Source organism: Granulicatella sp. zg-84, from assembly GCF_010892375.1.
In the GTDB taxonomy this organism is placed as follows: domain Bacteria; phylum Bacillota; class Bacilli; order Lactobacillales; family Aerococcaceae; genus WM01.
In genome coordinates, this window is the sequence record NZ_WNJX01000010.1 from 20,616 (window position 1) to 35,978 (window position 15,363).

Consider the following 15,363-nt stretch of genomic DNA (forward strand, 5'->3'; position numbering starts at 1 on the left):
GTTTGATTACTTTTTTTATTATACCATAAATACTCAAATCTTTAAATCAAAACTTATCAAACTCTTTTTGTCCTGCAACTCTGTTATACTTTACACTGTCATTCGCTTTCTCTGTCCAAATATCGAGCACTAAACCAATGGTTAAAAGGTCGAGATCTCTTATCGCAATCCCAACCTCCACACATCGAAGTAAAAATAAGGCTGTCGTCATTTCCCGACTACTTGATGTAACTTTTTTCTGTTTTCCACATCCGTTTGAAGATTACTCCCCCATAGTTCTAATATTTCAGGCAAAATTTCATAAATAGAAAACATCTCAAATTGGTCTAACCATTCTTCAATGGTTGATGGAATACTATTATCGGCATGATAAGCCATAATATACGCCACATTCTCAAAAATCTCCAAGTCATCTATCTCGAAACTGCTCCCATTACCTTGATAAGACTTCTCAAGTTTCGCTAAGTCTTTAAAGATGTCACGCTTAAATGTCAAACGGTATAAACGCGGAATGGTAGCCGATGACTTAAACGTAACGGTTTGATTTTGAATCGTGATTATCTTTTGTATCATATAAACCTCCTATCGTGATGGACTACTTACTGTTTGAGCTGTTGGTACATAAACTGCTTTGTACCAATTTTGATAGGCTGTATCCTGTGTGGTATCTCCAGTGCGTGATTTCACTAACCCATCTTCTCTAGGATCTGCTGTTAAGGTTAACTTTTCCGTCCCTGGACTAATCGACTCTTCTTTTGTTTCTGATTCAATCGATGGGCGAGAGGTTGAACAATTATATAAAACGTGACGAATCGCTTTTTCATCCCCATCAAATTCAAATAACAGGGCAAATTTCTCGGTTTCTTTTACCGTTGCTTTTTCAACCAAAACACCATTTTTATCCAATTCTTCATTCAAGATTTCTGTTCTAAACCACTCAGGTATTAAGGCAATTTCCAAATCCCCACTATATCCATTGTTGGATGTCGACCTAAAGTAAACAATCCCATCGGCATAAAATGGACTGGATTCGCCTTCTGCTTCTAAACTAATACTAACAGCCCCTAAAATGGGCTTAGGTGTGCCATAAGTAAATGTCCCTTCAGGGCTTTTCGTGAGTTTTGCGGCATGAACATTCTTTAAATTGTATTTGACTTTGTTTCCCATATTTTTTCTTCCTCCATTTCAAATGTATATAAAACTTCATAGAGTTTTTCACTCTCTATCCATACTTCGCTTTTACGATAAACAATCTCTGCTTGATCCAAGACGAATTCAATCTTTCGCTCGGATACCACATCTTTTTTATCCGTGTACAACTCCAAATGCACGACCACAATTTTATGATGAATTCTCCCATCCGCTTTAAAATGATTGGTGCTAGGTAACACATAAAGCATAAACGGTGGGTTTGGTACGTTACTTTCTGCGAAATGATGGTAAGCAAACGGCAAGTCGATTTGTTTCATCAGTGCTATGACACTAACCATTTTCTAAAATCTCCTTTACTTTATTTTCAAAAGACGTGACTGCTTCTTGTTCTGCTTGTGCAATATGGGGTATCGCTGTCGTTCGCCCCCCATTTCGTTTGGCATGACCAAATTCTAATAAGTGTGTGAGTTGATACTGATTTCTTGAATGCACCACAACATTCATGCTGTTACGATTTTCTTTTGTGGTGGTTACTACCCAACTGTTACGATACCGACCACTTCTTTTAGGGGCAGTAGATTGCATACGTGCTTTTGTTTCTTGACCAACTTCTTTAACCGTTACTTTAATCTGCTCATTGGTTAGCTTTTGATACTGCTCGAGTTCTTTTTGAATCACTTGAGCTAAATCATCTAACTTTACTTTCATCTCTCCACCCGTTGACAATGCAGTTTGATGGCTTTTTTCTTGTGATTCATGTGGTCTACCCCTTTAATGTTATAAAGATGATGATCAAAAACAACTCGGAAATGGGTACTGTCTAACTGTGCCACTTCAGAGGCATACCGAATCGTAAAATCAAGTTTAGTATGATCCCATACAGCACCTGTTGCCGTTTGTTCCAGTGGACTTTCACTACTGACGGTCGCATAACACGAATACAGCTCTTTCCATACCTCTGTTTGATTGCCAATATCATCTGTTTCAATAGTTGTTACTTGTATGGTGATTCTAGTATTCAATAAACTCACCTTCATTAAAAGTCCACCTTTCTAAGCCCAAACAATAAACTTCTTAATGTCAAGGTTAAGTCCTTATGGTTGGCTTCTTCTCGGTGTTCATATAAATAGGCAATGGCATAAAGCATGGCTGTATGAACTTCTTCTGACAATAAAAGAGTAGACGACAAATCATCCACTCTCAAAATGTGCATACATAAATGTTTAGCAGTTGCCATCAAAGATTCAAGCAGTGAGTCATCATCGCTCGAATCAATTCTTAAGTACTGTTTGACGTCATCTAATGTTAAACCCACTGCTTAAACCTCCTGTTACCCTTGTGTACTTAAAATCTGAACAGCTTCTTTGACAATCAACTTACCATCTACACGTTCTTTTGCCACATAACCAATCATCCCATTCCCTGCGAATAACTCCGTTAAGGCTTTAAAGGAACGAGCACCACGATCTCCAATGTTGTAATAACTAAAGTCCCCAAAGGCGATTGCATTTTCTGGTGCAAAAGCAGAGGTGTAAATCGGATACCCTAACAATCTGTCCGGTTCCCCTTGTTGATAGCTTGGTTGCCAAATGTAGGCGCCGTTACTATCCTTGAACTTACGAATTTGAGCGATGGTCTTATCGTTTGTGATGAACACCGCATTTTTACGATATGGACGTTTCAAGGCATGAATCAAATTAATCACATCATCGGCTTTAATTGCTGTCACTTTATCTAGGAACGTACCACCATTGCTTTCATGGAAAATACCTGTTGGCTTGTTGTTCCCATCACCATTTAAAAAGGCATCTTCTTCTGCATTAGCCAGTGCTTTACCAAATTGTTCAGTGATATAACTTTCCAAGTTAAAGGCGCTATCATACAGTAATTCTTCTGTCACTTTAATGGCCACATGCAGTTTGTGGGCATCTAATAACATCTGACTAAACGTCGCCTCTCCAAAGGATAATGCTGCTCCTTCGTCAATCCAAGCCGCTGCTGGACTTGAACCGGCGATGTTTATTTTATGATTGCCTGCTGTTGTAATGACTGTGGCTAAAGAACGAACAATATTTTCATCCTCTAACACTTGAATTAAGCGACTATCATACTCTTCTGGTACTAAATACCCACCATCGGCATCCACACCTTCTTGTAGGACATTCGATACTTGTTTAAAGTTGGAACGTAAGGCTTGAAGCATACTCGTTTTGTATTCTTGACTAGCACGTCCTGTTTTTTCTTCGATAGCTTCTTGTCTTGGTTTTTCTTTAATCGGTGTATTGATGGGTTTTTCCATCAATTTATCCAATTGTTCTTCACGTTGCAGACGGTCAATTTCTTTACTGAAGTTCATTACTCTTTGTTCCATTTCTTGGTACTGTTTGGTCTGTTCTTCGGTAAGTAACCCGTCTTTATCTTTGTTTGCTTCCACAAAGGCTTTCGCACCTTCCCATGCAATATTTCTTTTTTCAATCATGTCTAATAACTTGCTCATATGTATTACCTCCAATTTTTGATTAAGTTAAGTCTGTCTAGTAAATCTTGCGACTGTGCTGTGTTGATTTTTGGCTGAATGTGACATTTTTCAACCAATTTTTCTTTGAGTGAATTTTCAACCACCATTTTTGAATATGCGTTTGATACGACAACTACCTCAATTGTTTCATTGCCCTCTCGCTCGAGTAACCCATCACAAAATCCCAATTCAATGGCTTTATGAACATTCATCCACGTTTCACCATCCATCATATTGGATAGTTTTTGACGATTTAAACCTGTTTTGATTTCATAGGCATTCATAATGGATTCTTTTACCTCATCCAACATAGAAATGGCTTGTTTCATATGCTCTTTGTCTCCAAAAGCAATCGTCATAGGATTATGAATCATCATCATGGAAACGGGGCTCATCAACACCTTTGTCCCTGCCATGGCAATCACCGATGCGGCACTTGCGGCAATCCCATCAATTTTGATGACTACTTCTCCTTTATGGTTCATTAACATGTTGTAAATTTGAGCAGCCGCGATACAATCCCCACCTGGCGAATTAATCCACACGGTAATATCTCCCTGATGCTTGTCTAATTCCGATTTAAAAAGTCTTGGCGTGACGTCATCATCAAACCAAGACTCCTCTGCAATCGTGCCATTTAAAAACAATAGATGTTCATCCTTATTGTTTGTTTTCCAATTCCAAAACTTCCTCACTGGCATTTTCCTCCTTATTCAAATTTGCGAATGCTCCTGCGTGTTTTAGTGGTAACATATTCCCATTCACTAAATATAAGTCACCACCTTCTTCAGTAGGTATTCTATCTAGGTTTTCTAGTAGACGAATATCATTCGCACTCATCCACCCATTTTGACGACCTACCGCATAGCCATTCATACGTGACTGATAATCGCCACGAAGCAGACCATCCACATTAAACTTCACATAAAACTGTGCTTTTTCTTTATCTTTTAGTAATCTGCGATTAAAGGCTTGTTCAAACCGAATCACCCATGGATCTAAGGTGTATTTCACAAATTCAAGTGACTGTTGTTCGATATTAGAAAAGCTCGACTTTTCAAGATCTCCTACCATATGGGGTGGAATCCTAAAAATGCGAGCGATCTCGTTTAGTTGAAATTTACGTGTTTCTAAAAACTGTGCTTCATTAGGCGATATAGAAATGGGCGTGTACTTCATGCCTTCTTCTAAAATCGCCACCTTATGCGAGTTATTCCCTGAAAAGCCCCTTGTCCAACTTTCCCTTAGACTTTCTGCATTTTTAACCGTCCCTGGATGTTCTAAAATACCCGATGGTGTTGCCCCATTAGAAAAGAACTTTGCCCCATATTCTTCTGCGGCAATCGACATGCCAATCGCATTTTTTGCCATCGCAATCGGTGAGTAACCAACCAAACCATCAAAACCTAAACCTGGTATGTGTAGCACATCTTGATAGGATAATCTCACTCGTTCCCCATTAGTACTTAGATATTCATAATAAATCGTATGGTTGTCATCTCTATCCACCGTCATTTTATCTGGCATAAGTGGGTATAACCCCACCACATCCCCTTTGCCATTACGGATGATTTGTGCATAAGCATTCCCCCACAAGAGTAAGTGTGTCATCAAGGTTTCTCGAAAGATAAAACTCGTCATTTCACTATTTGGTTCATTGTGCAGGAGGTTATATAAACTATGATTCGTTGCTTTTTGACTCCCCACATCTGTTATCTCATACACATGAAGGGGTAAACTTGCCAATGTCTCCGATAAAATACGGACACACGAATACACCGCACTCATGGTCATCGCCGTTCGTTCATTGACTCGTTTCCCACTAGATGATTGCCCAATGAAAAAGGAATAACTATTATTGCTGAGTTTGTTTTCTGGTTTATCTCTTGAACGAAATAGCCCACTAAATAATTTCATTGTTGCCTCCCAATTTTAAGTATAATAAAAGCACCTACTTTTCAGTAGATACTTTCCCTTAATTATGATATTCCCCTTAAAAAAAGACCATTTTAAGTTTTTGTCTTACATGGACAATTCAACTAAATCATTTAAACACTTAACGATTTCATTAAATTCAATATCTTTAGCATATGGATTTTTCTTTTGATATCTTATCCATCTTTCTTTAACTAAAGAATCATTATTAATATTGTCAATAATTTGTTTCGCTTCATCTTTTGTAATTTCTGTCTTTCTATATTTAAATGTCATGAGAACGGCTATTTTAAGCTGTTCTGTATCTACCATTTCTAATTTATTATTCAAAATAGCATAAATATCATAGAAATCTTTACTTCTACTATTATTTTCTGCTCTTGCCAATACTGTCTGTAGTTTCTCTGATAACACAGATTCCAATGGATATATTTTTAATTCAATATTATCGCCTAAAATTGTAGTATAGTTCTCTATTTTTGGATACGGAAAGATTGGGTCACCTGTTGCAACATCAATAGAAAAAGGAATTCTAATATTTGATAAATGCCCAATTACATGAAACTTCAATCCACCATATTCATCTTCTACTCGAATTTCTTGCACATCACTAATCAATTCAAACCATATATCCGATTGATTCGTTTTTCCTAAAATATCTTCTAAAACTTTTTTTATTTCTGTAGCATTCAATTTTATTCCTTTTACTAAAAAATCAATGTCTTGAGTAGATCTATTTTGAATGCCTAATGCATACGTTAAAAGCATTCCTCCCTTGAGCATAAAATTTTCTTTATGATTGCTGTTTGCTAGTAATTTCAAAAATTCATCAAAGAAAAATTTACTTAATACTGTATTGTAATTTAATTCTAGTTCTTTAGCCTTGTTTCTTAATTTTTGCGTAATACTATCTTTATTCATGAACAATTACCTCCAGTATTTCCTCTATCTGCTGTGATATATTAAATGCCTTAGCATACTCTCTAAGTTTCCATATGTCTCTGGAACCTTTCTTTAGATAAAAATTCCAAGCTTTTGAAAATATTTCTACATCTTGGTTTTTTCTATCTCTTACCAAATCACAAAGAGTTCTTTCCATATCATAAGCATATACAAGATTTCCCATCTCTGTCATAACTTTAGTCAATCCTATCTCATACCATTCTTTTTTTATTTGATGAACAAAGACTGTTTCTTTGATACGCCATGCATTATATCCTTGTTTCACAGTGACTTCATTAATAAAGGGGATTCTATCGGTCAAACCATAAAGATATAGTGCCGTTTGGTAGGAATAAATGCATGCTTTGTTTTTAAGTTGAAAAATATAAAGTTCATCGTAATTATCATAATTAGAATCAAAATAAATACCTCTTGCAACTCTTTCGAGCTTTCCTTTTTTTACCATATTCGTAAGGTACCATGATTCTACTTCACTCTCTGATACTTCTTTAGCTGTTATGATACCATTATTTTTTTCTATCATTTTTCTTATCTTATCTTCATTCATCATTTCGCACTTCCTTTTGTGCTTTATTATAAAATAAATAACGCACAAATGCAAGCTTAAGGTTACATAAACAAAATTCCGCGCCCATCATACACACTTTCCGTATTGACATTCCCACAACGAATAGCTCTATCTAATGCCATAATAGTCGCAATGGCACCGTCAATCTTTTCTGTTGATTTTTCTTTATCTGCTTTGATATTTCCTGCTGGGTCTGTTCGAATAAAAATGTTATCCATATTCCATCTTAAAACAGGATGCCCCCCATGTGCGATTTTCTTCTCTAGGGTTAATTTCATAAGTTCCTTAGTTGGTGGGCTCATATCTTTAAATCCTTGACCAAATGGCACCACTGTAAAGCCCATGCCTTCTAAATTTTGAACCATTTGAACGGCTCCCCAACGGTCAAAGGCAATTTCTTTAATGTTAAATATTTGACCTAATCGTTCAATAAATTTTTCAATATGACCGTAATGCACAACATTTCCTTCTGTCGTTTCAACATGCCCTTGCTTCTCCCATAAATCATACGGCACATGGTCACGTCTAACTCTTAATGGAATGGTATCTTCTGGCAACCAAAAGTATGGTAGTATCACATATTTATCGTCTTCATCTTCTGGTGGAAAGACTAATACAAACGCAGTCAAGTCAGTTGTAGAAGATAAGTCTAAGCCTCCATAACACACACGACCTTCTAGGTCTTCTTCATTCACACTAAACGCACACGCATCCCATTTCTCCATTGGCATCCAACGAATGGCTTGTTTAACCCATTGATTGAGTCGCAGTTGCCTAAAGGCATTTTCTTCTCCTGGATTTTGTTTAGCCGATTCACATGCCATTTCCACCTTTTCAATCGGTACGGTCACACCAAGTGACGGATTGGCTTTATGCCACACCTTTGGATCGGTCCAATCATCATTTTCATCCGCACCGTATATGACGGGATAAAAAGTAGGGTCGACTTTCCGTCCGTCTAAGATGTCCTTTGCTTTTTGGTGCGTTTCAAAACAAATCGAATGGGTATCTGTACCAGCCGTTGTGATTAAAAAATAAAGGGGCTGTGTGCGTGCATCTCCACTCCCTTTGGTCATAACGTCAAAGAGCTTTCTGTTGGGCTGTGTATGCAATTCATCAAACACCACACCGTGAATATTAAAACCATGCTTGGAGTAAGCCTCAGCTGATAAGACTTGATAAAAACTGTTGGTTGGTAAATACACAAGCCGTTTTTGAGAAGCTAGAATCTTAACTCGCTTATTTAATGCAGGACACATTCTTACCATATCTGCTGCTACTTCAAAGACAATACTCGCTTGTTGTCGGTCTGCTGCACAACCATAGACTTCAGCACGTTCTTCAAAATCTCCGCAACAAAGCAATAATGCAACAGCAGCCGCTAACTCACTCTTACCCATCTTTTTAGGGATTTCAATGTATGCCGTATTAAACTGTCGATACCCATCTGGCTTGACTATCCCAAATAAATCTCTGATGATTTGTTCTTGCCATTGAAGAAGTTTGAATGGCTTCCCTGCCCATGTGCCTTTAGTATGCGATAGGCATTCAATAAAATTGACGGCATAGTCAGCGAACTCTTTATTATAGGTTGATGTCTTTAATTTAAACGGACTTGGTTTATAGGTCATGTTCTGTCCTCCCAACAAAAAAAGGAGCCAATGCTCCTAAATCAATGCATCTAAAAATTGATATTCTTTTTCTAGCTGTTCTAATTCTTGTGTGATACATTGCCATCTAAATCCATTTTTACAACAGTCTCGTTTGTTTTTTAAACGATTCAGTTCCTGTTGTCTTTCTTCTAAAATCTCTCTTGCTGAAAATGGATCAACTTGTATCATGTTAAAATGTTTTTCAAATCTTGTCATGTTCATTGCCTCGCTTTCATGTTGTTACACGATATATCACTCTAAAACGACTATTTATCAAGTGTTTTTTCACTATTTAGAATGATTTTACGACATTCTTTTTTATCTTCTTCAATGAACGTGACAAACTTGTATAAACCCCTATCCAATCCATTTTTCTTAAAATCTTGCTTGTTGAATGGCTTTATGTGCCTTGTGTATCACTTGACTTAGGGTTTCTGCTTCGCAAAAACGATCAAATGCGTCATCACTTAGTTGCCCTTTTGATAAATCCCATAAGGCTTCATGTGCTTGGTTGGCACACGTCCTTGCCGTTTGGGCAATCTCTAAAAATTGAATCGCATTGCCTACGTTTCCTTTTTGTGCTTGTTGAGTAGCTAAATCTACATATTTTTTGCAGGCTTTTATTTCTGTTTTTAATCCGTTGAGTGCTTCTTGTGTATGTCTGTACATGGTGTTTTCTCCTTTTGTTTCGTTACACTATATATCACTCTAAACACTATAAATATCAAGTCTTTTTTAATTATTTCTCATGATGATTCAATTTTTTTAATCATCAAGTTTCATACAACAATCTTCACCCAATACGACACTCAATCGACTACCATTATCCCAAGAAACCATAATAGAGCCAATGTCATCTACTCCTAACACAGTCCCTTTTGTGCCAATAGGTGGCGCTTGTTTGTCATCCATTTTAACAAGTTTCACTCGAGTACCGTTTTGGTACTCCAATCTTAATTTCTCAATGTTATTTTTCATTTTTTCCATCTGCTTTTCCCAACTCATAGACTTCTTTTAAAAGTTTCTCTAAACTCATCACATAAACATCCAAAAAATCATCGTTATCTCGCATTCTAGGTACTAAATCGCCTCTACCTTCTAAAGAAAAAATATGCTTTTCTGCAACCTCGTATAATTTTTCGTTTAATGCTTGTGTCATCAGAATTAACCTCCTGTATTTTCGTTACACTATATATCACTCTAAACCGATTATTTATCAAGTCATTTGTTCGCTATTTCGAAGATTTTTTTCATCAGATAAATGACACAAGGTAGTGCGACACCGTTACCCCACATCTTATATTCTGCAGTATCTGAATATGGATTAGATAACCACTTTACTAATTGTTTGTCAGATTTCGCTTTCTTCTGTCCGTTGATGATTCGATGCTCTTCAAAAACATTTTTCCAAAATATCAAATCTTCCTCACTTGGTGCTAAAACCGCTAAATCCTTACACCAATCATCTGGAAAGCCTTGTAATCGACCACACTCTAATGGTGTTAATCTACGCACCTTTAAGTTTCTTTCCATGACGGTTGGTGGATCTTTATAATCACTTGCCACAAGCGTCCCAACTTCATTCACATTAGCGATTGTATGGTGTGAGTTTTTACTGGTGGAATACACCACAGCTAATCCACCTTGATTTCTGTCTGGATTGTTTCCACCAGTATCAATCGTTCTTGAGGTATCTGTTTCGTAAACATTCGCCCTGACATTGCGTGTGTTTTCGCTTGTCAAACGAATGTCGTAAGTTTTGGCATCCACTACCAATGGTTGATTATTGCCCCCTAAACCAAGGTTTGCCCCCAATGTTGGGGATACGTCAAGCGGTCCATTAAATCGACTGTCTTGTCCGTGATTGTCAAACACATACGGGGCTCGATTCCCTTTGGCACGAAGTGTGGCTGTGAAATCTTCTGTCACGTCCATACGCTCTCCACCTTGGTCATTTAGGCATAACGTAGGGCTTGTTCTAGTATTGTTGGTAGTGTCTTGTTTCGTAGTGCTGCTCGTTTCAATATCCCTTGGCACGCTTTTTTCGTCAAATAATATTTCACTGGCACATCTGCCATTAAAATCTGCGACAAGAAAGATTCTTTTGCGTCTTTGGGGGACTCCAAAATACCGAGCGTCCAACACTCGCCATGCAAGAGAGAATGTTCCACCCACGATGTTGCCACTATTTGCCCATTTTGAAGGTCTAGGGATAGATGTCTGTATGTCTTTGATGTGGCAGATGGCTTCAAGGACACATCTGAAATCTTCTCCTTTGTTGCTTGAGAAGGCACCTGGGACATTTTCCCAGATGATAAATCGTGGATAGTTGCCATTTGTTGCCTCCCTCATTTCTTTAATTACTCGAATAGCTTCATAAAAAAGGTTAGACTTTTTACCGTCCAACCCTTGTCTTTTGCCTGCTATAGATAAATCTTGACAAGGACTACCAAAAGTAATGATATCTACTGGTGGTATTCTTTTGCCGTTGATATGTTGAATATTGCCTAATTGTTTGACTTCTGGGAAATTCTTCCTAGTGACAAGCACAGGAAACGGTTCGACTTCTGAATTCCAAATCGGTGTAATACCAGACAATTTTGAAGCGAGTTCAAAACCTCCTGACCCTGAAAATAAACTTCCCATTGTTAACTTACGCATTTTCATCACCTACTAAGTCATCGTATGGTATTTTCTTATCATCACGAATGACATACACACTATCTGTTTTCCCTACTTGTTCAATGTAGCGCTTAACAATCACATCACAAAACTTTTCGTCCAGTTCAATGGTGTAACATATGCGATCTAATTGGTCACTCGCCAATAAAGTAGACCCACTACCACCAAACATATCGAATACAACACTATTGGTCATACTTGAATTTTTAATCGGATAAGCCATCAACTCGAGGGGTTTCATCGTTGGATGGTCTGCATTTTTCTTTGGTTTATCAAACTCCCAAATCGTCGATTCTTTTCTACCGGTATACCATTGATGTTTACCTTTTTGTTTCCAACCAAACAAAATGGGTTCATGTTGCCACTGATAAGGGCTTCTCCCCAAAACAAGTGACTGTTTTTTCCAAATACACGTCCCTGATAAATAAAATCCTGCATCTTTAAATGCTTTTCTAAAGTTATAACCTTCCGTATCTGCATGGAAGACATAGATACTTGCATCTTGCGCCATGACCTTTTCAGCTTGCGTAAAAGCATCACACAAGAACTGATAAAACACTCCATCTTCCATATCATCGTTTTTAATTTTTCCTGCACTACCTTCATAGTTCACATTATAAGGTGGATCAGTTACCACTAGATTCACTTTTGTATCATCCAGTAACGCTTTGTAGGTTTCTTCTTTCGTAGAATCACCACAAATTAACATATGTTTGCCTAAATGCCAAATGTCACCGACTTGTGTCATCGCTGGTTTCGTTAACTCGTCATTGACATCAAAGTCATCTTCTTGAATATCTTTTTCGTCATCAAACAGTTTGGATAATTCTTTATCATCAAATCCAAGCAAGTCTAAATCAAAGTCTAACCCTTGTAATTCAGATAACTCAATGGTTAATAGGTCATTATCCCACCCAGCGTTAAGTGCTAGTTTATTATCTGCGATAATATATGCTTTCTTTTGTGCTTCCGTTAGATGTTCCTCTTTGATACAGGGTATCTTTTCCAAACCTAACTTTTGTGCGGCATAATAACGACCGTGTCCACAGAGAATTGTGTGATCACGTGATACAATAATTGGATTAAGAAACCCAAACTCTTTTATGCTGGAAGCAATTTGTGCAATTTGAGTATCTGAATGCGTCCTTGCATTGTTCGCATAAGGGATAAGGTCATGAATATTAGCTAAATAATAGGTTGCTTCTTTGTTCATCTCACACCTCTAAAAAAGACCCCATTCGGCTAGTTTTTCAAAACCACCGATGGCGTCTACATATTCTTTTGCGATGTTGACAATATCCTCATACGGTATACCGTCAATTGTTTCATCGCCAATAGCACATGAGAAAAACACAGGTTCATTTACCTGTTGTGCTCTTAAAAAGGCATAAATATTGACCGATACATCTGCTTTCGATAAATCTTTACCATGTAAACCACCACCTGTTACTGAATCTGCCATGTCACTGCCTAGCTTACGGTTAGTAGCACCAGTGTCTACATCCGTCCCACCTGTCCAATCACCTAACGGATTAATGATGGCATTGGGAAATTGACTTTGTAAAAACTGCGTATAAGCATTACTTTGACAAATAATCAGTTTTTCACCGTCTAAAATGTATTTACCATCAAAGGGGTATTGTCTATAAATATTTCGTGCAATATCTGATAGTCGTTTCTGTTCATCTGTGAGTGGAACCCCCTTAAAGATACCATTATCACCACATCGCATTTTTTCTTTTTGATTATTTGCCAAATGTTCATCTTGTTTTTCAATAGTGATATCACACGCTATCTGACCAGCAATGCGTTCAATAATTGGGATAATCTCTTTTTTCTTTAAAGTGACTGTGGTTTCAATAATGACATGACACTTACCATGTCCAATCAATACCTCAACCGCAATCTTTGGTTTATCTTCCTTTGTATAGGCTAAGTCCACAATGGCCCCTGCAATGCGATCAGCAATCTTGTCTGGGTGTTGTGGGTTTACTTTTTCAATCATATTTATAATCCTTTCCTAGAACGTAGTAAACGCTCCATCATATCGCTTCCTGTATCTTCAAATACTTCTGTACAATTTTGTTTGACGATATCATAAATTTCATACCATAATAAGTTGGCTTGTTTTTGAAATTGAATCGACATCTGCACAAAGGGAGATGTCACCACTGCACCAGTAGTGGGATGTTTACCAAGCAACCCATAACTGCTCATAGCTTCTTCACATTGGATATGTCTTGCCAATGCTTGTGCATAGGATTCAATCAACCGTTTATTCACTAGCTTGTCACAGTTGCGTTCTTTAAGCCATAACCAAATTTCAGCATAAATCACATCAGCACCAAGTGGTAAACCGTTCTTCTGATTCGCTGATAAATACTCACTCGGCTTGGGCATTGTGTTACCTTCAAGTAAGACTCCTTCTGGTAAATCAACTGCATCCAATTCATGGACATCAAGTTCTAGAATATCGTTTGGCATCACTTTGACCATTTGTCCTTTTTGAATTTTATCTATGGCTGTTTGTGGTTTTGGACCAGTATTTCTACGTCTACCACCACGATTTGTACCATCTCTTGCCATATGTTCCTCCTTCAGTTTTATATACCCTGTTTGAATAGGCGTTTTTGTGCGTGACGGGAGGCACCCGTTATCCTTTGGGATCAATCGTAGAGATTTTCATCCCCCTACCCCTTAATGTTTTTATGCCATCGACTCCCATCTTTGGCATGAATGCGTGCATGACAAGACTGACATAAAGAAATTAAATTTTCCTTGTTATGCGTTCCTCCTTCAGATAAAGGGGTGATGTGATGAACTTCTTCTACCTGTTTCATATAACCTTCTTTAAAACATAATTCACAGTACGGATGAGCTTTAACATATCTTGCACGTATCTTTCGCCACTGTCCGTTATATCTTTTGCGTAAGATTGGATTGCGGTCGTACTTCTCGTAGCGTTTATTTTCTTGTCTTTGGTGCTCCTGACAAAATTGTCCGTGTGTTAAGCTTGGACACATTGGATACGAACACGGTCGTTTTGGTTTTGTTGGCATCTTATTTCCTCCCATAAGAAAAGACCCAGTAGTATAAAACTACCGAGTCTTATTGAATTCTGATATCTTACCAAAATATAAATTTTCCATTGGAATTTTATAGAGCGCAACCATTTTATGAACGAGAGAGATTGGAATATCAGTCGAATCTCGTTCAAGTCGACATAAAGTATCTTTATTGATATTTAATTGATTAGATGCCTCAATCAACGTTAGATTAGCATTCACTCTGGCTGCTTTCAAACTAATGATTATCATTAAGCTTTCCTCCATGTAACTGCTTTACATTTTATAAAATTATTGCTTGTATGACAATCTCTATATTTTTTGCTGATTATATAATACCACAACATAAGAACTGAATACTACTGAACTAACATGAACTCAACTGAACTCGACTGAACAATTCATCAAGTTGTTTCAATGCAGTGCCATGCATCTTATAAATCCATCGCTCTGTGTAATACATACTCGCTGCAATTTCTCCCCATGATTTCTTTTCAAAGTACCTTTTAATCAATACGATTTGATGGTCCTTTTCCAGTTTAGAAATCAAATCAATCACATCTGCTCTCTTTTGAGTCAATTCATATTCTAGCGCTTTTATTTCTTCTTCAATCTCTACTGCCTTTATTAACGCTTCAGCCATTGGTTCTAGTTGACGATTCGGACTCTTTGGCATGTCAGAGTAAACAGGAGACCTTACACCTTCAGCTAACGTACGATAGGTTTGTGCCATATACCGTTTTGATTCAATTTGGTTTTCAAGTTGTTTGATTGTTTTAAAAAAATCTTTTGCTTTCATGCTTACCTCCCATGTTACTGAGGTAAGTT

At 37.4% G+C, this 15,363-nt stretch carries 24 protein-coding genes; all 24 read right to left on the reverse strand.

Annotation, left to right across the window (positions count from 1 at the left end; translation table 11 throughout):
• Window positions 1–46 precede the first annotated feature (46 nt).
• The gene (locus GMA06_RS08395; RefSeq protein ID WP_205426198.1) at window positions 47–211 is read right to left on the reverse strand and encodes a hypothetical protein; all 165 of its coding nucleotides are present in this window, start codon (window positions 209–211) and stop codon (window positions 47–49) included.
• A complete protein-coding gene (locus tag GMA06_RS03360; RefSeq protein WP_163561689.1) occupies window positions 208–573 on the reverse strand; it encodes a hypothetical protein in 366 nt (121 codons plus the stop codon). The genes GMA06_RS08395 and GMA06_RS03360 overlap by 4 nt, the downstream gene beginning before the upstream one ends.
• Before the next feature lie 9 nt (window positions 574–582).
• The gene (locus tag GMA06_RS03365) at window positions 583–1,167 is read right to left on the reverse strand and encodes a major tail protein (RefSeq protein ID WP_163561690.1); all 585 of its coding nucleotides are present in this window, start codon (window positions 1,165–1,167) and stop codon (window positions 583–585) included.
• Window positions 1,140–1,490 (reverse strand): hypothetical protein, encoded by a 351-nt coding sequence (locus tag GMA06_RS03370; protein ID WP_163561691.1) that lies wholly within the window; start codon window positions 1,488–1,490, stop codon window positions 1,140–1,142. Before GMA06_RS03370 ends, GMA06_RS03365 begins: the two co-directional genes overlap by 28 nt.
• Entirely contained in the window at window positions 1,483–1,860 is a 378-nt protein-coding gene (locus tag GMA06_RS03375; RefSeq protein WP_163561692.1) for an HK97 gp10 family phage protein, read from the reverse strand. The genes GMA06_RS03370 and GMA06_RS03375 overlap by 8 nt, the downstream gene beginning before the upstream one ends.
• A complete protein-coding gene (locus GMA06_RS03380) occupies window positions 1,857–2,189 on the reverse strand; it encodes a phage head closure protein (RefSeq protein WP_163561693.1) in 333 nt (110 codons plus the stop codon). The genes GMA06_RS03375 and GMA06_RS03380 overlap by 4 nt, the downstream gene beginning before the upstream one ends.
• Complete coding sequence (locus GMA06_RS03385) at window positions 2,189–2,467, reverse strand: head-tail connector protein (RefSeq protein WP_163561694.1); 279 nt, start codon at window positions 2,465–2,467, stop codon at window positions 2,189–2,191. The genes GMA06_RS03380 and GMA06_RS03385 overlap by 1 nt, the downstream gene beginning before the upstream one ends.
• A 15-nt stretch (window positions 2,468–2,482) precedes the next feature.
• Window positions 2,483–3,649 (reverse strand): phage major capsid protein, encoded by a 1,167-nt coding sequence (locus GMA06_RS03390; protein ID WP_163561695.1) that lies wholly within the window; start codon window positions 3,647–3,649, stop codon window positions 2,483–2,485.
• Between the two features lie 5 nt (window positions 3,650–3,654).
• Complete coding sequence (locus GMA06_RS03395; RefSeq protein WP_163561696.1) at window positions 3,655–4,371, reverse strand: head maturation protease, ClpP-related; 717 nt, start codon at window positions 4,369–4,371, stop codon at window positions 3,655–3,657.
• Window positions 4,331–5,587 (reverse strand): phage portal protein, encoded by a 1,257-nt coding sequence (locus GMA06_RS03400; RefSeq protein ID WP_163561697.1) that lies wholly within the window; start codon window positions 5,585–5,587, stop codon window positions 4,331–4,333. Before GMA06_RS03400 ends, GMA06_RS03395 begins: the two co-directional genes overlap by 41 nt.
• A gap of 105 nt (window positions 5,588–5,692) precedes the next feature.
• On the reverse strand, window positions 5,693–6,526 hold the full coding sequence (locus tag GMA06_RS03405) for a nucleotidyl transferase AbiEii/AbiGii toxin family protein (RefSeq protein WP_163561698.1): 834 nt from the start codon (window positions 6,524–6,526) through the stop codon (window positions 5,693–5,695).
• Window positions 6,519–7,118 carry a type IV toxin-antitoxin system AbiEi family antitoxin domain-containing protein gene (locus GMA06_RS03410; RefSeq protein WP_205422865.1) on the reverse strand — a complete coding sequence of 200 codons (600 nt, stop codon included), beginning with the start codon at window positions 7,116–7,118 and terminating at the stop codon, window positions 6,519–6,521. The genes GMA06_RS03405 and GMA06_RS03410 overlap by 8 nt, the downstream gene beginning before the upstream one ends.
• A gap of 59 nt (window positions 7,119–7,177) precedes the next feature.
• Entirely contained in the window at window positions 7,178–8,767 is a 1,590-nt protein-coding gene (locus GMA06_RS03415) for a terminase TerL endonuclease subunit (RefSeq protein ID WP_163561699.1), read from the reverse strand.
• A 36-nt stretch (window positions 8,768–8,803) separates the two neighbouring features.
• A complete protein-coding gene (locus tag GMA06_RS03420) occupies window positions 8,804–9,010 on the reverse strand; it encodes a hypothetical protein (RefSeq protein ID WP_163561700.1) in 207 nt (68 codons plus the stop codon).
• Between the two features lie 153 nt (window positions 9,011–9,163).
• A complete protein-coding gene (locus tag GMA06_RS03425) occupies window positions 9,164–9,457 on the reverse strand; it encodes a transcriptional regulator (protein ID WP_163561701.1) in 294 nt (97 codons plus the stop codon).
• Window positions 9,458–9,553: 96 nt separating this feature from the next.
• Complete coding sequence (locus GMA06_RS03430; protein WP_163545662.1) at window positions 9,554–9,775, reverse strand: DUF4314 domain-containing protein; 222 nt, start codon at window positions 9,773–9,775, stop codon at window positions 9,554–9,556.
• Entirely contained in the window at window positions 9,756–9,947 is a 192-nt protein-coding gene (locus GMA06_RS03435; RefSeq protein ID WP_163545661.1) for a hypothetical protein, read from the reverse strand. The genes GMA06_RS03430 and GMA06_RS03435 overlap by 20 nt, the downstream gene beginning before the upstream one ends.
• A gap of 62 nt (window positions 9,948–10,009) precedes the next feature.
• A complete protein-coding gene (dcm, locus tag GMA06_RS03440) occupies window positions 10,010–11,455 on the reverse strand; it encodes a DNA (cytosine-5-)-methyltransferase (RefSeq protein WP_345940868.1) in 1,446 nt (481 codons plus the stop codon).
• Window positions 11,442–12,683 carry a site-specific DNA-methyltransferase gene (locus GMA06_RS03445; RefSeq protein ID WP_163561703.1) on the reverse strand — a complete coding sequence of 414 codons (1,242 nt, stop codon included), beginning with the start codon at window positions 12,681–12,683 and terminating at the stop codon, window positions 11,442–11,444. The genes dcm and GMA06_RS03445 overlap by 14 nt, the downstream gene beginning before the upstream one ends.
• A gap of 9 nt (window positions 12,684–12,692) precedes the next feature.
• Window positions 12,693–13,475: an S-adenosylmethionine synthetase N-terminal domain-containing protein gene (locus tag GMA06_RS03450; RefSeq protein WP_163561704.1), complete on the reverse strand. Its 783-nt coding sequence runs from the start codon at window positions 13,473–13,475 to the stop codon at window positions 12,693–12,695.
• A 2-nt stretch (window positions 13,476–13,477) separates the two neighbouring features.
• Window positions 13,478–14,056 carry a terminase gene (locus tag GMA06_RS03455; protein WP_205426201.1) on the reverse strand — a complete coding sequence of 193 codons (579 nt, stop codon included), beginning with the start codon at window positions 14,054–14,056 and terminating at the stop codon, window positions 13,478–13,480.
• Window positions 14,057–14,160: 104 nt separating this feature from the next.
• Complete coding sequence (locus tag GMA06_RS03460; RefSeq protein WP_163561705.1) at window positions 14,161–14,529, reverse strand: HNH endonuclease; 369 nt, start codon at window positions 14,527–14,529, stop codon at window positions 14,161–14,163.
• Window positions 14,530–14,568: 39 nt separating this feature from the next.
• The gene (locus GMA06_RS03465; protein WP_205426203.1) at window positions 14,569–14,787 is read right to left on the reverse strand and encodes a helix-turn-helix transcriptional regulator; all 219 of its coding nucleotides are present in this window, start codon (window positions 14,785–14,787) and stop codon (window positions 14,569–14,571) included.
• Window positions 14,788–14,902: 115 nt separating this feature from the next.
• Window positions 14,903–15,334: a sigma-70 family RNA polymerase sigma factor gene (locus GMA06_RS03470; protein ID WP_163561706.1), complete on the reverse strand. Its 432-nt coding sequence runs from the start codon at window positions 15,332–15,334 to the stop codon at window positions 14,903–14,905.
• Between the last annotated feature and the right edge of the window lie 29 nt (window positions 15,335–15,363).